Consider the following 22,105-nt stretch of genomic DNA (forward strand, 5'->3'; position numbering starts at 1 on the left):
CTCGGGCGTGCCATGCTTATTGGCATCGCCCGAATCGGATGTTGGAGAGACCTCGATGAACCAGCCGCTGTGGACGCCCTCCGCCGAGCGCGTCGCCGCCACCCGGATGGACGCCTTCCGCCGCCAGGTCAACCAGCGTTTCGGCCTGGACCTGCCCGACTACGCCGCCCTGCACGCCTGGAGCATCGCCGAGCGCGAGGCCTTCTGGTCACTGATCGCCGAAGACCTCGGTCTACGCCTGCACAGCCCGGCCAGCGCCGTGCTGCAGGAAGGACCGGCGATGCCCGATGCGCGCTGGTTCCCCGGCGCCACCCTGAACTTCGCCGAGCACCTGCTGCGCCGCCGCGACCACCAGCCGGCACTGATTGCGGTCGGCGAGGACGAGTCTCGCGAAGTGCTCAGCCACGCCGAGCTGGCCGCGCAGGTCGCCGGCCTGCAGCGCAGCCTGCGCGACGCCGGCGTGGGTGTTGGCGACCGCGTCGCTGCCTTCATGCCCAACACCTGGCAGACGGTGGTCGGCATGCTCGCCGCCACCAGCCTGGGCGCCACCTGGTCGAGCTGCTCGCCGGACTTCGGCACCCAGGGCGTGATCGACCGCTTCGGCCAGATCGAACCCAAGGTGCTGGCCGCCTGCGCCGGTTACCGCTACGCCGGCAAGACCCTGGACCTGACAGCCAAGCTCAATGAAATCCTCGAACGCCTGCCGAGCCTGCAGCAGCTGGTGGTCGTCCCCTACGCCCGCCCCACGGCGCGCGCCGAGGACTACCGCACGCCGGCAAAGGTCAGCCTGTGGCAGGACTTCTACCGCAGCGGCGGCGAGCCGGAATTCACCCCGCTGCCCTTCGCCCATCCGCTGTACATCCTCTACTCCTCCGGCACCACCGGCGTGCCCAAGTGCATCGTCCACGGCGCCGGCGGGCTGTTGCTGCAGCACTACAAGGAACACGCGTTGCACACCGACCTCGGCGCGGACGACACGCTGTTCTACTACACCACCTGCGGCTGGATGATGTGGAACTGGCTGGTCTCCGGCCTGCTGGTCGGCGCCACCCTGGTGCTCTACGACGGCTCGCCCTTCCACCCAGGCCCCGAGCGCCTGGTCGACCTGATCGACGCCGAGAACATCAGCGTCTTCGGCACCAGCGCCAAGTACATCGCGGCCCTGGAAAAAGCCAACGTACGCCCGCGCCATACCCACGACCTGGAGCGCCTGAAGACCATCCTCTCGACCGGCTCGCCGCTGGCCCACGAGAGCTTCGATTACGTCTACCGCGACTTCAAACCCGAGGTCTGCCTGTCGTCGATCTCCGGCGGCACCGACATCGTCTCCTGCTTCGCCCTCGGCGACCCGGCCGCCCCGGTATGGCGCGGCGAACTGCAGTGCAAGGGCCTGGGCATGGCGGTGGAGGTCTGGAACGACGCCGGCCAGCCGGTGCACGGCGAGAAAGGCGAGCTGGTCTGCGTGAAGCACTTCCCGTCGATGCCGGTGGGCTTCTGGAATGACGCCAGCGGCGAGAAATTCCACGACGCCTACTTCGCCACCTTCCCCGGCGTCTGGGCCCACGGCGACTACGCCGAGGAAACCGAACACGGCGGGCTGATCATCCACGGCCGCTCCGACGCGGTGCTCAACCCCGGCGGCGTGCGCATCGGCACGGCGGAAATCTACCGCCAGGTGGAAAAAGTCGACGAGGTGCTGGAGTCCATCGCCATCGGCCAGGACTGGCAAGGCGACGTGCGCGTGGTGCTGTTCGTGCGCCTGCGCGAAGGCATCGCGCTGGACGAGACCCTGTGTGAACGCATCCGCCAGACCATCCGCAGCAACACCACGCCGCGCCACGTCCCGGCGAAGATCCTCGCGGTGGCCGACATCCCGCGCACCATCAGCGGCAAGATCGTCGAACTGGCGGTGCGCAACGTGATCCACGGCCGCCCGGTGAAGAACACCGATGCGCTGGCCAACCCAGAAGCGCTGGAGCTGTACCGGGACTTGGAAGCGCTGCGGACGTGACCCTACCTGTAGGAGCGAGCTTGCTCGCGAACGGGCTGTGTGCCGAAGCGGTTCGCGAGCAAGCTCGCTCCTACGAAAAGCCTGTAGCCGTGGGGCGTACAACCGTTCGCGGTTGTACGCCGTCTAGCCGATGTCTCAGCCGCGCAGGAAGCCCAGCACCTTCTGGCTGAACGCATCGCCCGCCTGCACGTTCGACAGGTGCGCCGCGTGGAACTCCACCAGCTCGGCGCCGGCGATGCGTTCCTGCATGAAGCGGCCGTGCTCGGTGGTGGTCACCGGGTCGCCGCTGCCGCAGACCACCAGGGTCGGCGCGAGAATGGCGCCCAGTTGCTCGCGGAAGTCGGCGTCGCGCACGGCGGCGCAGTTGGCTGCGTAACCTTGCGGCGAAGTCTGCGCGAGCATGGCCACGATGGGTTCGACCTTGCCCGGCTCGGCAGCGGCGAAATCGGGGGTGAACCAACGCGAGATGGAGGCGTCGCGCAGGTCGCGCATGGGCTGCAGACCGCCGGCCAGCACGGTGTCGATTCGCGGGTTCCAGACCTCCGGGGTGCCGATCTTGGCGGCGGTGTTGCACAGCACCAGACGCTCGATGCGCTCGGGCGCGTTGATCGCCAGCCACTGGCCGATCAGGCCGCCCATGGACAGGCCGCAGAAGCTCGCCTTGGCGATATCCAGCGCGTCCAGCAAGGCCAGCACGTCGCGACCATTCTGCTCGATGCTGTAGGGGCCTTCGGTCACCAGCGAGGCACCGTGGCCGCGGGTGTCGTAGCGCAGCACCTGGAAGTGTTGGGTGAAGGCCGGAACCTGCGCGTCCCACATATGCAGGTCGGTGCCCAGCGAGTTGGACAGCACCAGCACAGGCGCGCCGGCGGGGCCTTCGAGGAGGTAGTTCAGTTCGCCGTCGGCGAGTTTGACGGTAGGCATCGGGAACTCCCGTTGATCATGAACGGCGCCCGCTCGAGGGCGGGCGCCGGATTATTGCTTTTTCTGGGTCCCCGCGTTCGCGGGGATGACACATTCAATATCGGCGCTCATTCCGACCGGAACCCAGCAAACAGCCTCAAACGCGCTCGACAGCCAGGGCCACGCCCTGCCCCACGCCCACGCACATGGTGCACAGGCCGCGCTGGCCGCCGCTCTTCTCCAACTGGTGCACGGCGGTCAGGACCAGGCGTGCGCCGCTGGCGCCCAGCGGGTGGCCGAGGGCGATGGCGCCGCCGTTCGGGTTCACCCGGGCGTCGTCGTCGGCGATACCCAGTTCGCGGGTCACGGCCAGGCCCTGGGCAGCGAAGGCTTCGTTCAGTTCGATGACGTCGAAGTCGGCGACCGACAGGTTCAGGCGTTCCAGCAGCTTGCGCACGGCCGGCACCGGGCCGATGCCCATCACGCGCGGCGCGACGCCGGCGCTGGCCATGCCCAGCACTTTCGCGCGAGCTTTCAGGCCGTGCTTTTTCACCGCTTCGGCGGAGGCCAGGATCAGCGCCACCGAGCCGTCGTTTACACCCGAGGCGTTGCCGGCGGTGACGGTCTTGTCCGGGCCGTTGACCGGTTTGAGTTTGGCCAGGGCTTCGAGGGTGGTGTCCGGGCGCAGATGCTCGTCGGCATCCACCACGGTTTCACCCTTCTTGCCCTTGATCACCACCGGGACGATTTCCTCGGCGAAGTAGCCGGCGGCCTGGGCGCGCCCGGCCAGCTGCTGGCTGCGCAGGGCGAAGGCGTCCTGGTCGGCGCGGCTGACCTTGTAGTCGTCGGCGACGTTGTCGGCGGTTTCCGGCATGGCGTCCACGCCGTACTGGGCCTTCATCAGCGGGTTGATGAAGCGCCAGCCGATGGTGGTGTCCTCGATCTTCTGGCCACGGCCGAAGGCGCTGTCCGCCTTGCCCATGACATAAGGCGCGCGGGACATCGACTCGACGCCGCCGGCGATGACCAGCTCGGCCTCGCCGCTGGCGATGGCGCGGAAGGCCGTGCCCACGGCGTCCATGCCCGAGGCACAGAGGCGGTTCAGGGTCACGCCGGGCACGCTGTCCGGCAGGCCGGCCAGCAGCAGCGCCATGCGCGCGACGTTGCGGTTGTCTTCGCCGGCCTGGTTGGCGCAGCCGAGGTAGACCTCGTCCAGCTGGCTCCAGTCGACCTGCGGGTTGCGCTCGACCAGGGCCTTGACCGGCACGGCGGCCAGGTCGTCGGCGCGCACCGCCGCGAGCGAACCGCCGAAGCGGCCGATCGGCGTGCGCACGGCGTCGCAGATGTAGACTTCGCGGCTCATTCCTCACCCCCTTGCTGGCCGTGGGCGGCCGCGGTGCGGGCTTCCAGGGCGCGCAGGGCTTCCAGCTCGACCTCGGTGGGCGCGGCGGTTTCCTTGACCTGCTCGGCGAAGCGGATCGCCCAGCCGGTGTTCTCGATCACTTGCTCGCGGGTTACACCCGGGTGCAGCGAAGTGACGATGAATTCGTTGCTGCCGGCTTCCGGCTCCATGATGCAGAGGTCGGTGATGATCGCCACCGGACCCTTGCCCGGCAGGCCGAGCTGCTTGCGGTGGTCGCCGCCTTCGCCGTGGCCGACCGAGGTGATGAAGGCCAGCTTGTCGACGAAGGTACGGTGCGACTGCTTGAGGATGATCAGCACTTCCTTGGCGGAACCGGCGATCTCCGGGGCGCCGCCGGCGCCGGGCAGGCGCACTTTCGGCTTGTTGTAGTCGCCGATGACGGTGGTGTTGATGTTGCCGAAGCGGTCGACCTGGGCCGCGCCCAGGAAACCGACGTCGATACGGCCGCCCTGCAGCCAGTAGCGGAAGATCTCGCCGGTGGGCACCACGGTGTCGGCGGTTTCGGCCAGTTCGCCGTCACCGATGGACAGCGGCAGCACGGTCGGCTTGGCGCCGATGGGGCCGGATTCGTAGATCAGGACCACGTCCGGGGACGAAGTCAGGCGCGCCAGGTTCGCGGCCTTGGACGGCAGGCCGATGCCGACGAAGCAGACCGCGCCGTTCTTCAGGCGGCGGGCGGCGGCCACGGTCATCATTTCATTGGTGCTATAGGCGCTCATTACTTGCCCTCCGCGATCTTGGCTTGGAACTCGCTGAAATCCTTGGTCCCGCGGATGTACTCGTCGATCCAGGCGGTGAAGGTCTCACGGTCGCGGGCGATCGGGTCCCAGGCCTGGTAGAAGCGGTTGTCGCGCTCGTAGTAGCCGTGGGCGTAGGACGGATGCGAACCGCCGGGGACGTGGCAGACCGCGCTCAGCGCCCAGGTCGGCAGCACGCAGGAGTTCATCGGCGCATTGAGGTCGTCGACGATCTCTTCGACGGTGACGATGCAGCGCTTGGCAGCCAGGGCGGCCTCCTTCTGCACGCCGAGGATGCCCCACAGCAGGACGTTGCCCTTGCGGTCGGCCTTCTGCGCGTGGATCACGGTGACGTCCGGGCGCACCGAAGGCACGGCAGCCAGTTGCTCGCCGGTGAACGGGCAGTTGATGAACTTGATGTTCGGGTTGACCTTCGGCAGGTCGGAGCCGGCGTAGGCACGCAGCACCGCGAACGGCAGGCCCGAGGCGCCGGCGACGTAGGAGTTGGCGAGGTCCGCGTGGCTGTGCTCGTCGATCTCCAGGGCGTTCGGCCAGCCCTTCTCCACTGCGTCGCGCAGGCGGTGCAGCGAACCCACGCCGGGGTTGCCGCCCCAGGAGAAGGTCAGCTTGCGCGCGCAGCCGGCGCCGATCAGCAGGTCGTAGACCAGGTCGGGGGTCATGCGCACCAGGTGCAGGTCTTTCTTGCCCTGGCGGATGATTTCGTGGGAGGCGGCGGTGGGGATCAGGTGGGTGAAGCCTTCGAGGGCGACGGTATCGCCGTCGTTCACGAAACGCTCGACCGCTTCGCGGAGGGTCAGGAGTTCAGCCATTGCTCGGTCTCGTCTTGTCGTTCAGGGCATCCGGGGATGCCGATGGAGAGACAGTAGCGCCGTGGCTGGCGGTCAAACAATGCGATTATCGACTATCGGTGCGGTTATCGAACACTTCTACGGTTCCAAACCTGTAGGAGCGAGCTTGCTCGCGAACCAAACTCGCCGCGAAGCGGTTCGCGAGCAAGCTCGCTCCTACGTGTTTTCTGGGTCCCCGCGTTCGCGGGGATGACGCAGGGTAAAACGAACCTGAATCCCGTCACTCCCGCGAACGCGGGAGCCCAAAGACAGTTGTTCCTGCGAATACCAGGGCTCCTTAATGGTCCTGCTCGCAGTTCACCATCCACGGCACCCCGAAGCGGTCGGTGAACATGCCGAAGGCCGCCGCCCAGAAGGTCTGTTGCAGCGGCATGCCGACCTGGCCGCCTTCGCTCAGGGCGTCGAAGATGCGCTTGGCTTCGGCCTTGCTGTCGACGTTCAGCGAGACGGACACACCCTTGGTGCCTTCATAGGGCATCGGCGGGCAGTTGTCCGAGCCCATCAGCACCTGGTCGCCCACTTCCAGGCGCACGTGCATCACGAGATTGCTCGAACCGGGCGGCATCTGGCTCTGGTCCGGCGCATCGCCGAAGTGCATCAGCATGGGAATGTTGCCGCGCAGCACCTCGGCGTAGCGCTTGAAGGCTTCTTCGCAGTTGCCGTCGAAAATCAGGTAGGTGTTGATCTTCATGAGGGGTCTCCTTCCGCTCAGGCCTTGCCGGCCAGTTGGGCGCGCAGGCGTTCTTCCTGTTCGCGCAGTTCGGGGGTGAATTCGGCACCGAAATCCTCGGCCTCGAAGACCTGGCGGATCTCGATCTCGGAGGGGATATCGAAGGGATTTGGGCTGCGCTTGATCCAGTCGATGCACTCCTGCAGCGAGTCGCACTGCAGCATCCAGAATCCGGCGATCAGTTCGCGGGTTTCAGTGAAGGGGCCGTCGATGACCGTTCGCGTGGCGCCGTCGAAACGCACCCGCGCCCCCTTCGAACTGGGATGCAGGCCGTCGCCGCCGAGCATCACGCCGGCCGCGACCAGCTCCTCGTTGAACTTGCCCATGGCTGCCAGCAGCTCTTCCTTGGGCATGACGCCGGCTTCGGAGTCGGCGGTGGCACGGACTATCGCCATGAAGCGCATATCGGTTCTCCTTTTATCGTTGTGCGAGGGACGAGCGGGCTTTCGCCCTGCTCTGCCAATTGGTCGATGCGCGCGCAGCGAAATCGACATCCCGCGATACCGTTCGTCGCCAGACAGGAGCGACCGCAGCAGCGAGTGGCTGCAAAACGATAGACGGGTAGGAAGCATTGGCAAGGTGCCGGCCGACCGCGGGGAGACGGCTGGACAGGTGCCGGCCCCACTGCCTAGATTGGCCTCCTTCTTACAGCGCAAGGAGCCCTGGCATGAGCCTGGAATCGGTCCGCGCCTTCTTCGCCGAGAAGGCACCCGACATCGCCATCATCGAACTGGACACCAGCACCGCCACCGTGGCCCTGGCCGCCGAGGCCCACGGCGTGGAACCGGGGCGCATCGCCAAGACGCTGTCGCTGCGCGTCGGCGAACGCACCGTGCTGGTGGTGGCCCGCGGCGACGCGCGGCTGGATAACCGCAAGCTCAAGGAAGCCCTGGGCGGCAAGGCCAAGATGCTCGGCGCGGAGGATGTCGCGGCGCTGACAGGCCACCCGGTGGGCGGCGTCTGCCCCTTCGGCCTGGCCACGCCGCTGCCGGTCTACTGCGACGTCTCGCTGCGCGCCTTCGACGAGGTGCTGCCGGCAGCCGGAGCCCTGCACAGTGCCGTGCGCATTGCCCCGGAGCGCATGGCCAGCCTGGTCGACGCGGACTGGGTGGACGTCTGCCAGGACCTGGCCTGAGGCGGCCGGTCACTGCGGCATCGCCGACAGCGACCGGCAACGATGCCCTGTCGCACTCTCTACGGCGATGCGCCTTTATCGAACTTTGTTCAGACAATACTTTGCCTATGCCGCTTACTTGTTGCGGCATTAGGCAAAAGTAACTCTCGAGCATCCCGCCTTATTTAAAAGGCAGCCAATTCTCTTGATTAACGACAGGCCATTTGCTGTACCGAAGTTCCAAATAAAAAACGGCCGCCCGGTGAGGAGCGGCCGAATACGTACCAAAGGATCGATGAAGCGGAGCAGCCACAGGTACCGCGCCTTGGCGCAGCACCGGAAACCTTGACCTCATCGCCGCCAGTCTATCCCGCCCCTTCCGGCGCCCCGCATGAATCGTCTCGATAGTGACTATCGACGCGTTCGCTTTGAGACGGCACAACTCGGCTGATATCTGTTTCGCGCTCTTTTTCGGGAGCCGATATATCCACTCACGACAACATATATCGCCCTTTCCCACTTTCGACCTGCCATGACAATTCAAACAAAGGGGTAGACCATGTCTGCATTCAGACTTTCGCTATTGGGGTTATTTATCGCCGGTGCGCCGTTGCAGTTCGCCCTGGCTGATGCCGTCGGCGACCAGGCCCAGGCCAAGGGTTTCGTCGAGGACAGCAAGCTCGACCTGCTGCTGCGCAACTACTACTTCAACCGTGACGGCAAGAACGGCGGCGGCGACCGCAAGGACTGGACCCAGGGCGTCACCGCCATCTACAGCTCCGGTTTCACCCAGGGCACCGTGGGCTTCGGCGTGGAAGCCTTCGGCAACTGGGGCATCCGCCTGGACGGTGGTGCTGGCACCTCCGGCACCGGCAACCTGCCGGTGCGCGACGACGGCTCGCCGGAAAGCGAATACGGCCGCGCCGGCGGCGCCCTCAAGTTGCGCGTGTCGAAGACCGAGCTGCGCTGGGGCGACCTGCAGCCCACCGCGCCAGTCTTCGCCGCCGGCGGTACTCGACTGTTCCCGCAGACAGCCACCGGCTTCAACGTGCTGAGCAGCGAGATCCAGGGCCTGGACCTGGACGCCGGGCACTTCACCGGCGGCAACGGCCCGGTGACCACCAACGGCAACCATGGCCTGTTCGCTTCCTACGCCAACGTCGAGGCCAGCAGCATCGACTACCTGGGCGGCAAGTACGCGGTGAACGACGCCCTCAGCCTGTCGCTGTACGCCTCCAAGCTCGAGGACATCTGGCGCCAGTACTACACCAACGCCAACTACACCCTGCCGCTGACCGGCGACCAGTCGCTGAACTTCGACTTCAACCTCTACCGCACCCTCGACGACGGCAGCGCCAAGGCCGGCGAGATCGACAACACCACCTGGTCGTTCGCCACCGCCTACAGCTTCCTCACGGCGCACACCGTCACCCTGGCCTACCAGAAGGTCCACGGCGACACCCCGTTCGACTACGTGGCCTTCGGCCAGAACGGCCCGGGCGACACCGCCGACTCGATCTTCCTCGCCAACTCCGTGCAGTACTCCGACTTCAACGGCCCGGAAGAGAAGTCCTGGCAGCTGCGCTACGACCTCAACATGAGCAGCTACGGCGTGCCCGGCCTGAGCTTCATGGCGCGCTACGTCAACGGCCACGGCATCGACGGCTCGAAGATGTCGGCGGACAGCCCCTACCGCGCCTACGGCTACGGCGACGACGGCAGCCACCACGAGACCAACCTGGAAGCCAAGTACGTGGTGCAGAGCGGGCCGGTCAAGGACATGTCCTTCCGCCTGCGCGAGGCCATCCACCGCGGCAACGCCGACCAGGCCGAAGGCGACAACAACGAGTTCCGCCTGATCGTCGACTACCCGATCTCCATCCTCTGACCACCCCACTGCCCCGGCCTCGGCCGGGGCAGTGCCTTGCGCTAGCGAATCCCCGGCACCCTGATCTGCCCCGAGCGGCAGTTCGAGCGCACGCCCTTCCCGCAGGAAGTCGGCTGCAGGTCCTTGGTCAGGCACACACGCACTTCCTTGAGCTCGGGTCCGCTGCACGAGACCGCGATGCCATCTTCCGGCAGACCGGGATTGCTCCGCCGAAAGAGCTCGGCGATCTCGGCGGCCGGCAGGTAATGCGGCTCCCGCGAGGGCTCGAAAATCGCCGGCACCTTCACCCGGCCAAGCGCCTGGTCGGCGGCATCGAGATAGCCTGGCGCGCCCAGCCCGCTGCAGGTGCCGTGGGTCGCCCATTCATGCTTGAGCAGACCCTCGGTCGGGAACAGCGACTTCCCCTTCGCGCGATCGCTGGCCGATAGCCTGGTATCGGACTCGCAATATTGCGGCCACCCACCGCTGGCGTATTGCGGCCACAGGCCATGCAGCACGAAGCCATAGCCCTTGCCGTCGCATTGCTCGTTCTGCGGGTTGGTCAGGCAGAAAGTCGGCGACCAGGACAGGGTAAGAACGTAGTAGTCGAATACACCGGCTCGCCCTTGCGGCTGGTTTTGCCTGCTTCGGGCCTGGACATCCCCGGCCATTGCCAGGACGAGAACCAGGCTGAGCAGGCAGGTGATGAACCTGCCCACGGCCGACCTCCCTCATCAGGTTGAATACAGTCCACGGTATTTATAGAGCCCCGCTTCACGCTCGTCTGACAGATCGACCGACAGCCTCCGTGCATGGAGGTAGCCGGCACAGTTCATGCCAATCAGCGCCAAGTCGCTCAAGTTCCGACCGAAAGGTCGTTTTGTGCCCATGACCAGCAGTAAGGTCCAGGCATAGATCAGATCGAAATTTCTCTAAGAATTTTCTGTAAGAAAGCAGAAAAATTCCTATCCCCTGTCTAGGCTCAGGGCCAGGAATGCTCGCGTTAGGAAGTACGGGCACCGTTCTAAAGTCCCGTTTTCTGATGTGGGTATCGCTATGGATTTGCCGAACAAGCCCCGCTCTGCCTCCCTTTTCCGTCCCCGCGGCCAGGCCCTCGCCCTCGAACCCCGCATCCTCTTCGACGGCGCTGCCGCCAGTGCCGCGGCCGACCAGCAGCACCACGCCGACAGCGATGCGCAGGGCGACGCCAGCCATCCGGCCAGCACCCCTGACGCCCAGGCCGCCGCCAAGGCGCCAGCCACGCCGTCGCGCACGCTGGTGGTAGTCGATGCCCGCCTGGAGAACCGCGACCAGCTGACCGCCAACCTCGGCGCCAACGTCACGACCCTTGTGGTGGATGCCGGGCAGGACGCCCTGGCCGCCATCAGCGCGGCACTGGCACAGCTGGGCAAGGTGGACTCGATCCAGATCTTCTCCCACGGCGCCAGCGGCCAGTTCACCCTCGGCAACCGCACCTATACCTCGGCCACCCTGGACTCGTTCGGCAGCACCCTGGGCAGTTGGCACAACGAATTGAACAGCGGTGCAGACATCCAGCTGTACGGCTGCGACGTGGGCGCCGGCGCGGCCGGCCAGGCGCTGGTCGATCGCATGGCGCAATGGACCGGCGCCGATGTCGGCGCCTCCAGCAACGCTACCGGCAGCGCTATGGCAGGCGGCGACTGGAACCTGGAGGTGCACAAGGGCGCCATCGACAAGAGCATCGCCCTCTCCGCCAGCACCCTCGACCACTTCCAGGGCCTGCTGGCCGACGCCTCGCCCACCGTGAGCATCAGCACGGCCGACAACAACGTGCTGATCGGCGACCAGCTCACCTTCAACGTCACCCTGAGCAACCCGTCCACCCAGGTCGGCTACGGCCCCTACATCGACCTGTTCCTCCCGGCCACCGGCAAGGACGGCGACGATGGCATCACTTTCGTCGGCGCCACCTACCTCGGGCAGGCGGTGAAATCCTTCGTTGTCACCTTCGACGCCAACGGCAACGCCACCCACCCGCTCGCCAGGGACGCCAGCGGCAACCCGCTGGTGATCACCGCCGCCAGCATCGGCATGAAACCAGGCGACCAGTTCGTGGTGCTGGAGCTGCCCTTCGCCAGCCTTACCAATGGCCAGCCGGCCATCACCCTGCAGGTGACCGCGCACCTGAGCAACCTGGCCGACACCAGCCTCACCGACGGCAACCCGGACCTGACGATCAAGGCCCGCGGCGGCTTCGAATTCGGCAACGACTCGCTGAACAACCCCACGGTCGACCCCAGCCTGGTGGAGGCCACCCTGCACCCGCTGGTGATCCACCCGACCCTGGTGGACCTGACCCAGAGCATCAACATGACCGAGGGCGAGACGGCCACCGGCCCCAATTTCGTCCATCAGCAGACCGTCACTGTGACGCCGGCCACCGGCCAGACGCTGCACAACGTGGTGGTCACCCAAAGCGTGCCCGGTGACGTGCAGGTTACCGCCATCACACCCGGTGCCGGCGGCACCATCACCTCCATCACCCTGCGCGACGGCTCGGTGCTGACCAGCCCCACGGCCATTGCGGCAGCCATCGCCAGCGACAGCATCTTCATCACCTCCTACAGCATCACCTACGACACGCTCAGCGGGCCGACCAACTCCACGGTGAGCTTCTACGTTCCCGAAGTGGGTGCAGACGGCGAGGCCGTGATCGACCCCAATACCGGCAACCCGGTGACCATCGACTTCGGAGCGCCGACCGCCACCGGCCAGTGGACGCCGCTGGACCCGCGCGATGTGACGCCACCGGCCACCGAGATCGACTTCAGCAGCACCGGCGACGGCGCCGGCGGCTCATTCGTCGCCAAGGCCATCACCCTGCAGAAGCAGGCCGTCATCCAGAACGACGTCGGCAGCGCCGGGCTGAGCCCGGGCGACACCCTGCGCTACACGCTCAATGTGGCGCTGTCGGACTATTTCGCCTTCGGCCAGAACCTGCTCGACGAAGGCCAGTTCCGCATCACCGACACCCTGGCCGATGGCCAGAGCCTGAGCGGTCCGCTGACCATGACCATCAGCCAGAACGGCACCAGCGCGACCATCAACCTGATCTACACCACCACCGTGAACGCCGACGGGACCACCATCCTGGTCATCGACATCGGCGAGTCCCTGCTGCGGAACAACGGTCTGTTCGGCGCGCTGTTCGGCGACCTGGCCTTCGAGACTGCACAAACCGCGGCCACCACGGCGGTGATCAGTTACAACGCGGTGATCGGCCAGGCTTACGCCAGCAACCATCCGCCGCACAGCGAGATCAACGAAGGCGACAGCCTCGGCAACAACGCCACCGTCACCGCCACCGTGCTGCTCGATGCGATCAACCAGGGCAGCGACCAGAGCGACGGTTCGACCACCACCAGCACCATTCCCACCAGCCAGGTCGACATCACCCTGCTGCAGGTCAACGGCGGCAATCCGCCGGCCGATGGTGAGCTGAATCCCGGCGACCTGGTGACCTTCCGCCTGTCCTACGACCTGGTCACCGGCGACTACGAGAACTTCAGCCTCACCGCCTACCTGCCGCTGCCGCTGCTGAACGTCAGCGGTGTCACCTGGACCACCGGCAACGGCGTTGGCCAGTGGCACTTCGGCAGCGGCGACAGCGACCCGGCCCGCGCCGTCACGGTCACCAGCGGCCCGGGCAACTCGGCGGTCTTCACCTTCGGCAACTACACGGTCAACCAGACCGCCGGCGGGCGCATCGAGGTGGTCTTCACCCTGCGCGTCGGCGACACGCCCTTCGCCGACCAGCGCTCGCTGGATGTCCTCGCGCAATCCAGCCAGACCACCACCATCGACAAGACAGTGCTGGTCAGCTCCGATGTCGCGCAGATCGTCTCGGTTGCCGAGCCGGAGCTCGACATCAAGCACGGCGTGGTTTCCAGCAGCAACGGCACGGTCACTGGCACCACCGGCACCTGGGCCGCACCGGGCAGCGGCGGCGTACCCTTCACCGGAAGAATCACCGACCTCGCGGCGGTGAACGGCGACGTCAGCAACATCGATGCCGGCGACACGCTGCGCCTGGCCACCGCCATCGAGAACACCGGTGGCGGCGGCGCCTACGACGTGGTCACCAGCATCGCCCTGCCGCCGAACCTGAGCTTCGTCGGCGGCAGCCTGGCCGCGGCCAACCTGAAGATCTATCGCGGCGACGGCACCCTGCTGGTGCTCGGCACCGACTACAGCGTCAGCGGCAACACCATCACCTTCCTCGATGCCGGCGCCGTGGCCAGCCTGCTGCCGGGGCGCGCCGGCACCACCGCCGACAGCACCGGGCAGAACATCGTCGTCATCACCTACGACGTCACGGTCAACGCCACGATCGATGCCAGCAGCACCCTGCAGACCACCGCCACGCTGAGCAACTACGCGAGCGTCGAGGGCGGCACCGACTTCACCCCGACCGACCTCACCGAAACCGCCAACGAGCAGGTGGCCGCCCCGGTGATCACCAAGGTGTTCGCCGGCGGCACCCTGGACGATGGCGACTCCAGCGCGCCGCACACCACCGGCAGCAACCTGGTGGTCGGCGAAAGCATGCTCTACGACATAGTCGTCAAGCTGCCCGAAGGCACCACCCGCAACCTCACCCTCGACGACCTGATTCCGCCGGGCCTGCGCCTGGACACCCGTTTCAACGGCGGCCTCGGCTACCAGCTGATCCTCACCTCGGCGGCCAGCGGCGGCAGCCTCGGCAGCGATTTTGCCGGCAACATCGTCATCAGCGGCATCGGCGGCGTGGGCGGCACCCTCGGCGCCGATGGCGTAGACGCGCATTTCACCTTCAGCGCCTTCACCACCAGCGCCGACAACAACACCGGCAACAACAGCTTCGTCATCCGCGTGCGCCTTGTGGTCAGCAACGTCATCGGCAACCAGGAGAACAAGTCGCTGCAGAACAGCGCCAACCTGAGCTACCAGGACCCCGACGGCGACACGCCCAATGGCGCCACACCGGTGAATCGCCAGGTCAACCTCAGCGGCGGCGCGCCGACCGTCACCGTCCGCGAGCCAACCCTGCAGGTGACCCAGACCATCACCTCCACCGGCAGCTTCGGCGGTTACGACGAAGGCGACACCATCACCTGGGACATCACCATCAGCAACACCTCCGGCACCGCTGGTTTCGACCTCAGCCTGCTGGACAACCTGCCGACGGAAATCGATGGCCTGACCATCACCGGTGTCACCTACAGCGGTGGCGCGACCAACAACGGCGGCGTCGACTTCGTTATCCAGGGTGGCCAACTGGTGACCGCGAACGGGGCGAACGTCGATATCGCAAACGGGGGCAAGATCGTCATCCACCTCTCCGGCGTGGTGAACGCCGCGGCCGCCGGCGAGGCCGCCATCAGCAACACCGCGCAGGTGCAGTGGACCAGCCTCGACGGCACCAGCAGCACGCCCGATACCGTCAACGATGAGCGCACCGGTGTCGACGGCCCGCTCAACAGCGGCGTGCTCAACGACTACCGCGCCATCAACGGCTTGCTCATTCCGGTCACCAACGGCATCCGCATCTCACGCATCGGCGGTGTCGACGCCACCGCGCCAGCCACCGACGTCAATGGCAACCCGAGTACCTCGGGCACCGTGGAAAACGTGGTGGTCGGCGAGATCGTCCGCTACCGCGTGGCGGTGCTGGTGCCCACCGGCAGCAACCCCGACTACCAGATCCGCATCGAGCTCGGCCCTGGCCTGGAGTTCATTCCCGGTTCGCTCAACAACATCCTCATCGCCCTGCTTTCCAGCGCCAACGGCGGCTTGACCACCGATGCCACGAACCTGATCAGCAGCGGCGCGCTGAACATGCTCGGCAACCAGAACAGCGATGTGGCGGGCTCGATCCATACCGACCTCTCAGGCACCAAGCCGACCGGTGTGTGGGACATCAATAACGGCCGCCTCAGCATCGTCACCAACGCCGATGGCAGCCAGACCATCACCTTCAACCTCGGCAACCTGACCAACAACGAAACCACCGACAACGACATCGAAGGCGTTGTGCTGGAGTTCAACGCCCGCGTCACCAACGTGGCCGGGAACCAGGGCGCGCCCAACGGCGGCACCCTGATCGGGGTCAGCGCCATCGAGCACGTCGGCATCAACGGCGGCGTCGATCGCGGCGCCAGCGGCACGATATTCGAGCGGGTGGTGGAACCCGGCTTTGCCGGGGTCGACAAGCAGGTCATCGACATCTCGCCCGGCAGCGGCACCACGACCACCACCGTCTCGGTGAGCTTCACCCAGAACGGCGGCGTGCCCGCCTACAACGTGCACCTGCAGGACCAGTTCCCCAGCGGCAGCAACTACCAGGTGCAGAGCATCCTGCTCAACGGCACGGCGCTGAACCTGGCCAGCCTGCCCGCTGGCATTCGCTTCACCGCCAACGGCGCCATCTCGGTCGACTTCGACAGCCTGGCGGTCGGCGACAAGGTGCAGGTGATCTACACCGTCACGGTGCCCAATGCGGTGATCGCCGATAACCCGGCAAGTTCCGCGGTGCTTACCTGGACCAGCCTGCCGACCAGCTTCGAGAACGCCGGCTGGGGCGGTTCTATTCCCGGCACCGCCGGCAGCGTCGACGGTGAGCGCACCGGCCAGGACGGCGCCGCCGGCCTGAACAACTACGTGCTCAGCGACGGCGCGGGCCTGGGCATCGTGCAAGGCACGTTGTGGAACGACACCGCCTCGGCGACCAACAGCGTCACCCCTGATGGCCCCGGCCTCGCCGGGCAGACCGTGCAGCTGACCTGGGCCGGTGCCGACGGCATCTTCGGCAACGGCGACGACCGCGTCTTCAGCACCGTCACCGACGCCAGCGGCCACTACCAGTTCGCCCTGCTGCCGGCCGGCAACTTCCTGATCGTGGTGCCGCAATCGTTCCAGTTGGCCGCCAACGACCGCTACAAGGTGCGCATCGACACCGATACCGGCACCAGCGTCACGGGCCTGGGCAGCGTCAACGTGCTCCTGGGCGAAGGCGCCATCGGCACCGCCGACGCCGGCTATGTCCATCAGAACGAAGCGCCGGTGAACACGATTGCCGGCCAGCACGGCCAGGAAGATACCGTGCTGCACCTGGGCGGCCTTGCGATCGCCGATTCGGACGCCGGCAACGGCACCCTGACCATCACCCTCACAGTGGTCCACGGCGTGCTCTGGCAGACGGCCACTCCGCCGGCCTCCGACGCCACGCCGCCCGGCGGCGCCGGGCGCACCTTGACCCTCACCGGCACCCTGGCGCAGCTGAACCTGTTGCTCGGGCAGGTCTATTACAAGGGCGACCAGGACTACAACAGCTTCCGCGACTCCGAGACCCTGACCATGGTCACCAACGACCAGGGCAACTTCGGCGATGCCAACAACAACGGCATCCCCGGCGAGAACCCCGGCGACGCGCTCAGCGACACCGACTCGGTGCAGATCATCGTCGACCCGGTAAACGACGCCCCGATCGCCAACCCGGACACGGCCAGCGCCACCGAGGCTGGCGGACGGCTCAACACGACGCCCGGCACCGACCCTAGCGGCAACGTGCTGACCAACGACACGGACGTCGACATCGCCACCAACAACGACATCCTCCGGGTCATCAGCGCGGGCCTGCAGGGCGGCACCCAGTTCAGCGTACCGAACAACAACGCCATCCTCGTCGTCGGAGCCCACGGCACCCTGGTCATCTCCAGCGCCGGCGGCGCGACCTACACCGTCAATAACGACGACCCGGCGGTGCAGGCCCTGCGCCTGTTCAACCAGACGCTGACCGAAGTCTTCACCTACACCATCAGCGACCTCGCCGGCGCCACCAGCACCACGAGCATCACCATCACCATCCACGGCGCCAACGACACCCCCATCGGCGTCAACGACGAAGGCAGCGCCACCGAAGCCGGCGGCGTGCTCAACGGCACCCCCGGCAGCGACGCCACCGGCAACGTGCTGGACAACGACACCGACGTCGACAGCGTGGCCAACGGCGAGACCAAGGCCGTCACCGGCATCCGTCACCTGCGCGAGATCGCCCCCGGCGGCATCACCGACGTCACCACTGCCGCGCCGGTGGTGGTAGTCGGCACCTACGGCACCCTGACCATCAACGCCAACGGCACCTACACGTACGTCATCGACAACGAAAACACCGCCGTGCAGCGCCTCGTGGTCGGCGACCAGCTGTTCGAGTACTTCACCTACCGGGTGACCGACGCCGGCGGCCTCAGCGACCTCGCCGAGCTGCGCATCACCATCAACGGCGCCTACGACAACCCGGTGGCCAGCGACGACCAGGCGGCGGCCCAGGCTGCCGCGACCAACGACCCGACACTGGAAAGCAACCCCAGCGGCAACGTCATCCTCTTCCCCAGCCGACCGGGCAACACCGACAACGGGGTGGACAACGACGTCGACCGCGTCGACCGGCCCAACACCAACCTGCACGTCACCGGCATCAGCTCGGCCACCGAGGCCTCCACCCCGGGCATGACCGGCGTGGCTGCCGGCACCACCTCGGCCAATGGCACCGTGATCCTCGCCACCTACGCCGAACAGAACGGCACGCAGATCACCGACCCGGCCGCCTTCGGCACCCTGACGATCGGCGCCGACGGTTCCTTCCAGTTCGACGTCAACAGCACCAACGCGAAAATCCAGGCCCTCGGCGCGGGGCAGACCCTGCAGGTGATCTACACCTACGAGATCACCGACACCGAAGGGCTCACCGACCGCGCCCAGCTGGTCATCACCATCAAGGGGGTCAACGACCCGCCAGTGGCGCAGATCGTGGTCGGCACCGCCGTGGAAAAAGGCGGCGTGAACAACCAGCTGCCGGGCGTCGACCCCGCCGGCGACGTGACCCAGAACGCCTTCGACCCGGACGGCGACCCGATCTCCGTGGCGTCCGTCGGCACCGGCGCGACCCCGGACACGAATGTCATCGTCGGCAGCCCGACGGTGCTGGTCGGCCTGTACGGAACCCTGACCATCAATTCCGACGGCACCTACAGCTACGTCCTGAACAATGCCGACCCCACCGTCCAGGGCCTGCGCACCGCCGCCGACCGCCTGATCGACGGCTTCAGCTACAAGCTCACCGACGGCAAGGGCGGCTTCTCCGACCCGGCCTTCCTGTTCATCGTCATCCACGGGCAGAACGACAACCCGGTGGCCGTCGACGACGGCGCCACCGCCGTCGAGGCCGGTGGCATCAACAACAACCAGCCCGGCGTCGATCCGACCGGCAACGTGCTGACCAACGACAGCGACGTCGACGCCGTAGCCAATGGCGAAACCACCACGGTCAGCGCCGTGCGTACCGGCGCCGAGGCCGGCACGGGCACCGCCGGCACCCTGGGCGTCGAACTGCGCGGCACCTACGGCTGGCTGACGCTCAATGCCGATGGGACCTATCGCTACCGGCTCGACAACAGCAATGCCGCCGTACAGGCACTGCGCACCAGTGCCGACCAACTGGTCGACACCTTCACCTACACCGTGATCGACACCGCCCTGGCCACCGACCAGGCCACGCTGCGCATCACCATCACCGGCGCCAACGACACCCCGGTGGCCGTGAACGACGCCGCCAGCGCAGTCGAGGCCGGCGGAGTGAACAACGGCACGCCAGGCGTCAATCCGACCGGCAACGTGCTGAGCAACGACTCCGACGTGGACGCCGGCGACGTGCTGACCGTGAGTGGTATTCGCCAGGGTGCGCAACTGGGCACCGTGGGCAGCGCCCTCGTCGGCGCCTACGGCACCCTGACACTCAATGCCAATGGCACCTACAGCTACATCGTCGACAACTCGAACCCGCTGGTAGAAGCACTGCGTGTCGACTCCGACACCCTGCAGGAAGTTTTCACCTACACCATCCGCGATCTCGCTGGCGCCACCGCCACGGCGACCCTGACCATCACCATCCACGGCCGCAACGACGCGCCGCATGCCGGTTCCATCGCTGTCATCGCCGTGGAGGCCGGCGGCACCCACAACAACATTCCCGGCACCACGCCCAGCGACGACGTGCTGCGCTTCGCCACCGACGTCGACGCCTTCCAGGAAACCCGCCTGGTCAGCGGCGTGCGCTTCGGAGACCGCAGCGTCGGTACCGCATTCACCCCCGTTACCGGCCTGGGCGTCACAGTCATGAACGGGCAGTACGGCGTACTCACCATCGGCAGGGACGGCAAGTTCGCCTACACGCTGAACAACCAGCTGGCCGCGGTCGAAGCGCTCAAGGCCGGCGAGACCCTGACGGAGTTCTTCACCTACGTGGTCGCCGACCGCGAGGGCGCCACCGACATCGGCCTCATGCGCGTCACCATCCAGGGTGCCTACGACGCCCCGGTGGCCAACGACGACCTGTCCCTGGCGCTGGCCTCCAAGCCGGGCATCTCCTCTGGCTTCGACCCCAACGGCCAGGTGCTGACCAACGACACCGACGTCGACGCCAACGACAGCAAGAACGTCAGCGGCATCCGCGCCGGCCAGGAAGTCGCCGGCGGCGCACTGACGGCGGGGAATGCCGGCACCGACAAGAGCAACGGCACCCTCATCGACGGCCTCTACGGCCAGCTGATCATCGGCGCCGACGGTACCTACACCTACCACGTCGACAACAACAACCCGACGGTCCAGTCGCTCGGCCTGCTGCAGACCCTCGACGACTACTTCACCTACGAAGTGCGCGACGGCGGCAACCTGGTCGACCTGGCGCAAATCCGCGTCGTCGTCTTCGGCCTCAACTCACCGCCCGTGGCCAACCCCGACAGCGCCGACGCCACCGAGGCCGGCGGCCTGCACAACGCCACGCCAGGGACCAACCCCAGCGGCAACGTCCTGAGCAACGACACCGACCTGGAAAACAACACCCTCACGGTCACCCAGATACGCACCGGCACCGATACCAGCGTGCCGCCCAACGGCACCGTCGGCACTCCGCTCAAGGGCCTGTACGGCACCCTGACGCTGAATGCCGACGGCACCTGGAGCTACCAGGTGGACAACGCCAACCCGGCGGTCGAGGCGCTGCGCCTGGCCGGCCAGACCCTGTCGGACGTGTTCACCTACACCGTCGCCGACATCTGGAACGCTACTGGCAACACCCAGCTGGTGATCGTCATCCACGGCGCCAACGACACCCCGATAGCCCAGGACGACGCCGCCACCGCCGTCGAAGCCGGCGGCGTGGCCAACGGCACGCCGGGGGTGAACCCGACCGGTAACGTGCTGAGCAACGACACCGACGTCGACAGCGTGGCCAATGGCGAGACCCGCACGGTGGTCACCTTCAGCAGCGAGACCGGCCAGAGTGGCGCTGCCGGCAGCGTCGTGCAGGGACGCTACGGCACCCTGGTGATCAATGCCGACGGCAGCTACCTCTACACGCTGAACAACGTCGACCCCGTGGTGCAGGCCCTGCGTACCGCCGGCGAGACGCTGCGCGAAATCTTCACCTACCGGATGCGCGACACAGCCGGGGCGACCTCGGATGCGCACCTCACGCTGACCATCCAGGGCACCAACGACAACCCGGTGGCGCGCGACGACAGCGGCGTTGCCAGCGACCAGTTCCCGGCGCCCCAAACCAGCGGCAATGTGCTGCCCAACGACAGCGATGTCGACGGCGGCGACGCCCTGACCGTGGTCGGCGTGCGTACCGGCGCGGAGAACGGCAGCGGCACCGCCGGGACCATCGGCCGGGTGCTCGCCGGGCGCTACGGCTTCCTCACCCTCAACGCCGACGGCAGCTACACCTACGCCATCGACCAGACCAACCCCGAGGTGCTCGCCGCCGCGGGCCTGGGCCGCGTGCTGCAGGACGTCTTCACCTACACCATCGCCGACCGCGCCGGCGCCACCGACCAGGCGCAGCTGACCCTCGCACTGAACATCGCCTCGCCCTACATAGCACCGCCCGGCGGGCCCTACTTCGGGCAGGATGGCGACGACGACGGCTACACCACGGCGCATCTCGGCGTGCAGCCGGCGATCTTCATCCAGCCGGTGGTCCGCCGCGTGGAGGACAACGTGATGATCTCGGCCTGGGGCGCCGACGGCAGCGACACGCGCTTCTTCGCTACCCCCGAGATCGAATCGCGGACCTTCAGCGAGCGCCTGCAAGGGCAGCGCGAGGAGTTCGTCGGCGCCGCCGTGGCCCAGAGCCGCCTCGACAGCGACCGCGACCTGGCCTGGATCCGCGGCAACCACGACCGCCTAGCCCTCACCGGCGACGGCCTGCTCAGCGATCCATCGCTATGGGCGCCGCGTGCTTCCGACATGGTCAACAGTGCAGAAAAACCTGCACAGACCGCCCGTGGCTTCCGCGCCCAGTTGCGCGACGCTGCCAAGCGGCGGGGAAACACCCAATGAAACCGGACCGACACTGCAGAGTTCACGCGTA

11 protein-coding genes are annotated in these 22,105 nt (G+C 66.8%); 4 read left to right on the plus strand and 7 right to left on the minus strand.

Translation table 11 applies throughout. The features are described 5' to 3' along the window. The first annotated feature begins 55 nt into the window (after nucleotides 1-55). The gene (locus PKB_RS14505) at nucleotides 56-2,011 is read left to right on the plus strand and encodes an acetoacetate--CoA ligase (protein WP_043252811.1); all 1,956 of its coding nucleotides are present in this window, start codon (nucleotides 56-58) and stop codon (nucleotides 2,009-2,011) included. A gap of 135 nt (nucleotides 2,012-2,146) precedes the next feature. Here the strand turns inward: PKB_RS14505 and pcaD are convergent, their stop codons facing one another. From pcaD to PKB_RS14535, 6 genes are all read right to left on the minus strand, one after another. Further along, entirely contained in the window at nucleotides 2,147-2,935 is a 789-nt protein-coding gene (gene pcaD, locus PKB_RS14510) for a 3-oxoadipate enol-lactonase (protein WP_043252815.1), read from the minus strand. A 136-nt stretch (nucleotides 2,936-3,071) separates the two neighbouring features. Further along, complete coding sequence (gene pcaF, locus PKB_RS14515; RefSeq protein WP_043252818.1) at nucleotides 3,072-4,277, minus strand: 3-oxoadipyl-CoA thiolase; 1,206 nt, start codon at nucleotides 4,275-4,277, stop codon at nucleotides 3,072-3,074. Continuing rightward, the gene (locus PKB_RS14520; RefSeq protein WP_043252820.1) at nucleotides 4,274-5,056 is read right to left on the minus strand and encodes a CoA-transferase subunit beta; all 783 of its coding nucleotides are present in this window, start codon (nucleotides 5,054-5,056) and stop codon (nucleotides 4,274-4,276) included. The genes pcaF and PKB_RS14520 overlap by 4 nt, the downstream gene beginning before the upstream one ends. Continuing rightward, nucleotides 5,056-5,904, minus strand: coding sequence for a CoA transferase subunit A (locus tag PKB_RS14525; RefSeq protein ID WP_043252822.1), 849 nt, complete (start codon nucleotides 5,902-5,904; stop codon nucleotides 5,056-5,058). Before PKB_RS14525 ends, PKB_RS14520 begins: the two co-directional genes overlap by 1 nt. 316 nt (nucleotides 5,905-6,220) lie before the next feature. After that, a complete protein-coding gene (locus PKB_RS14530) occupies nucleotides 6,221-6,634 on the minus strand; it encodes a VOC family protein (RefSeq protein WP_043252823.1) in 414 nt (137 codons plus the stop codon). A gap of 17 nt (nucleotides 6,635-6,651) precedes the next feature. After that, nucleotides 6,652-7,077 (minus strand): YciI family protein, encoded by a 426-nt coding sequence (locus PKB_RS14535; protein WP_043252825.1) that lies wholly within the window; start codon nucleotides 7,075-7,077, stop codon nucleotides 6,652-6,654. Nucleotides 7,078-7,340: 263 nt separating this feature from the next. On the opposite strand from PKB_RS14535, the gene PKB_RS14540 reads away from it, so the two are divergent. Next, nucleotides 7,341-7,808, plus strand: coding sequence for a YbaK/EbsC family protein (locus tag PKB_RS14540; protein ID WP_043252827.1), 468 nt, complete (start codon nucleotides 7,341-7,343; stop codon nucleotides 7,806-7,808). A gap of 538 nt (nucleotides 7,809-8,346) precedes the next feature. Then, nucleotides 8,347-9,675 (plus strand): OprD family porin, encoded by a 1,329-nt coding sequence (locus PKB_RS14545; protein ID WP_043252829.1) that lies wholly within the window; start codon nucleotides 8,347-8,349, stop codon nucleotides 9,673-9,675. Between the two features lie 41 nt (nucleotides 9,676-9,716). Here PKB_RS14545 and PKB_RS14550 read toward each other — a convergent pair whose 3' ends face one another. Continuing rightward, entirely contained in the window at nucleotides 9,717-10,325 is a 609-nt protein-coding gene (locus PKB_RS14550; RefSeq protein WP_052355448.1) for a ribonuclease T2 family protein, read from the minus strand. 385 nt (nucleotides 10,326-10,710) lie between these two features. On the opposite strand from PKB_RS14550, the gene PKB_RS14555 reads away from it, so the two are divergent. Beyond that, the gene (locus PKB_RS14555; protein ID WP_043252830.1) at nucleotides 10,711-22,074 is read left to right on the plus strand and encodes a VCBS domain-containing protein; all 11,364 of its coding nucleotides are present in this window, start codon (nucleotides 10,711-10,713) and stop codon (nucleotides 22,072-22,074) included. The last annotated feature ends 31 nt before the right edge of the window (nucleotides 22,075-22,105 follow it).

This window comes from Pseudomonas knackmussii B13 (genome assembly GCF_000689415.1).
Taxonomy (GTDB): domain Bacteria; phylum Pseudomonadota; class Gammaproteobacteria; order Pseudomonadales; family Pseudomonadaceae; genus Pseudomonas; species Pseudomonas knackmussii.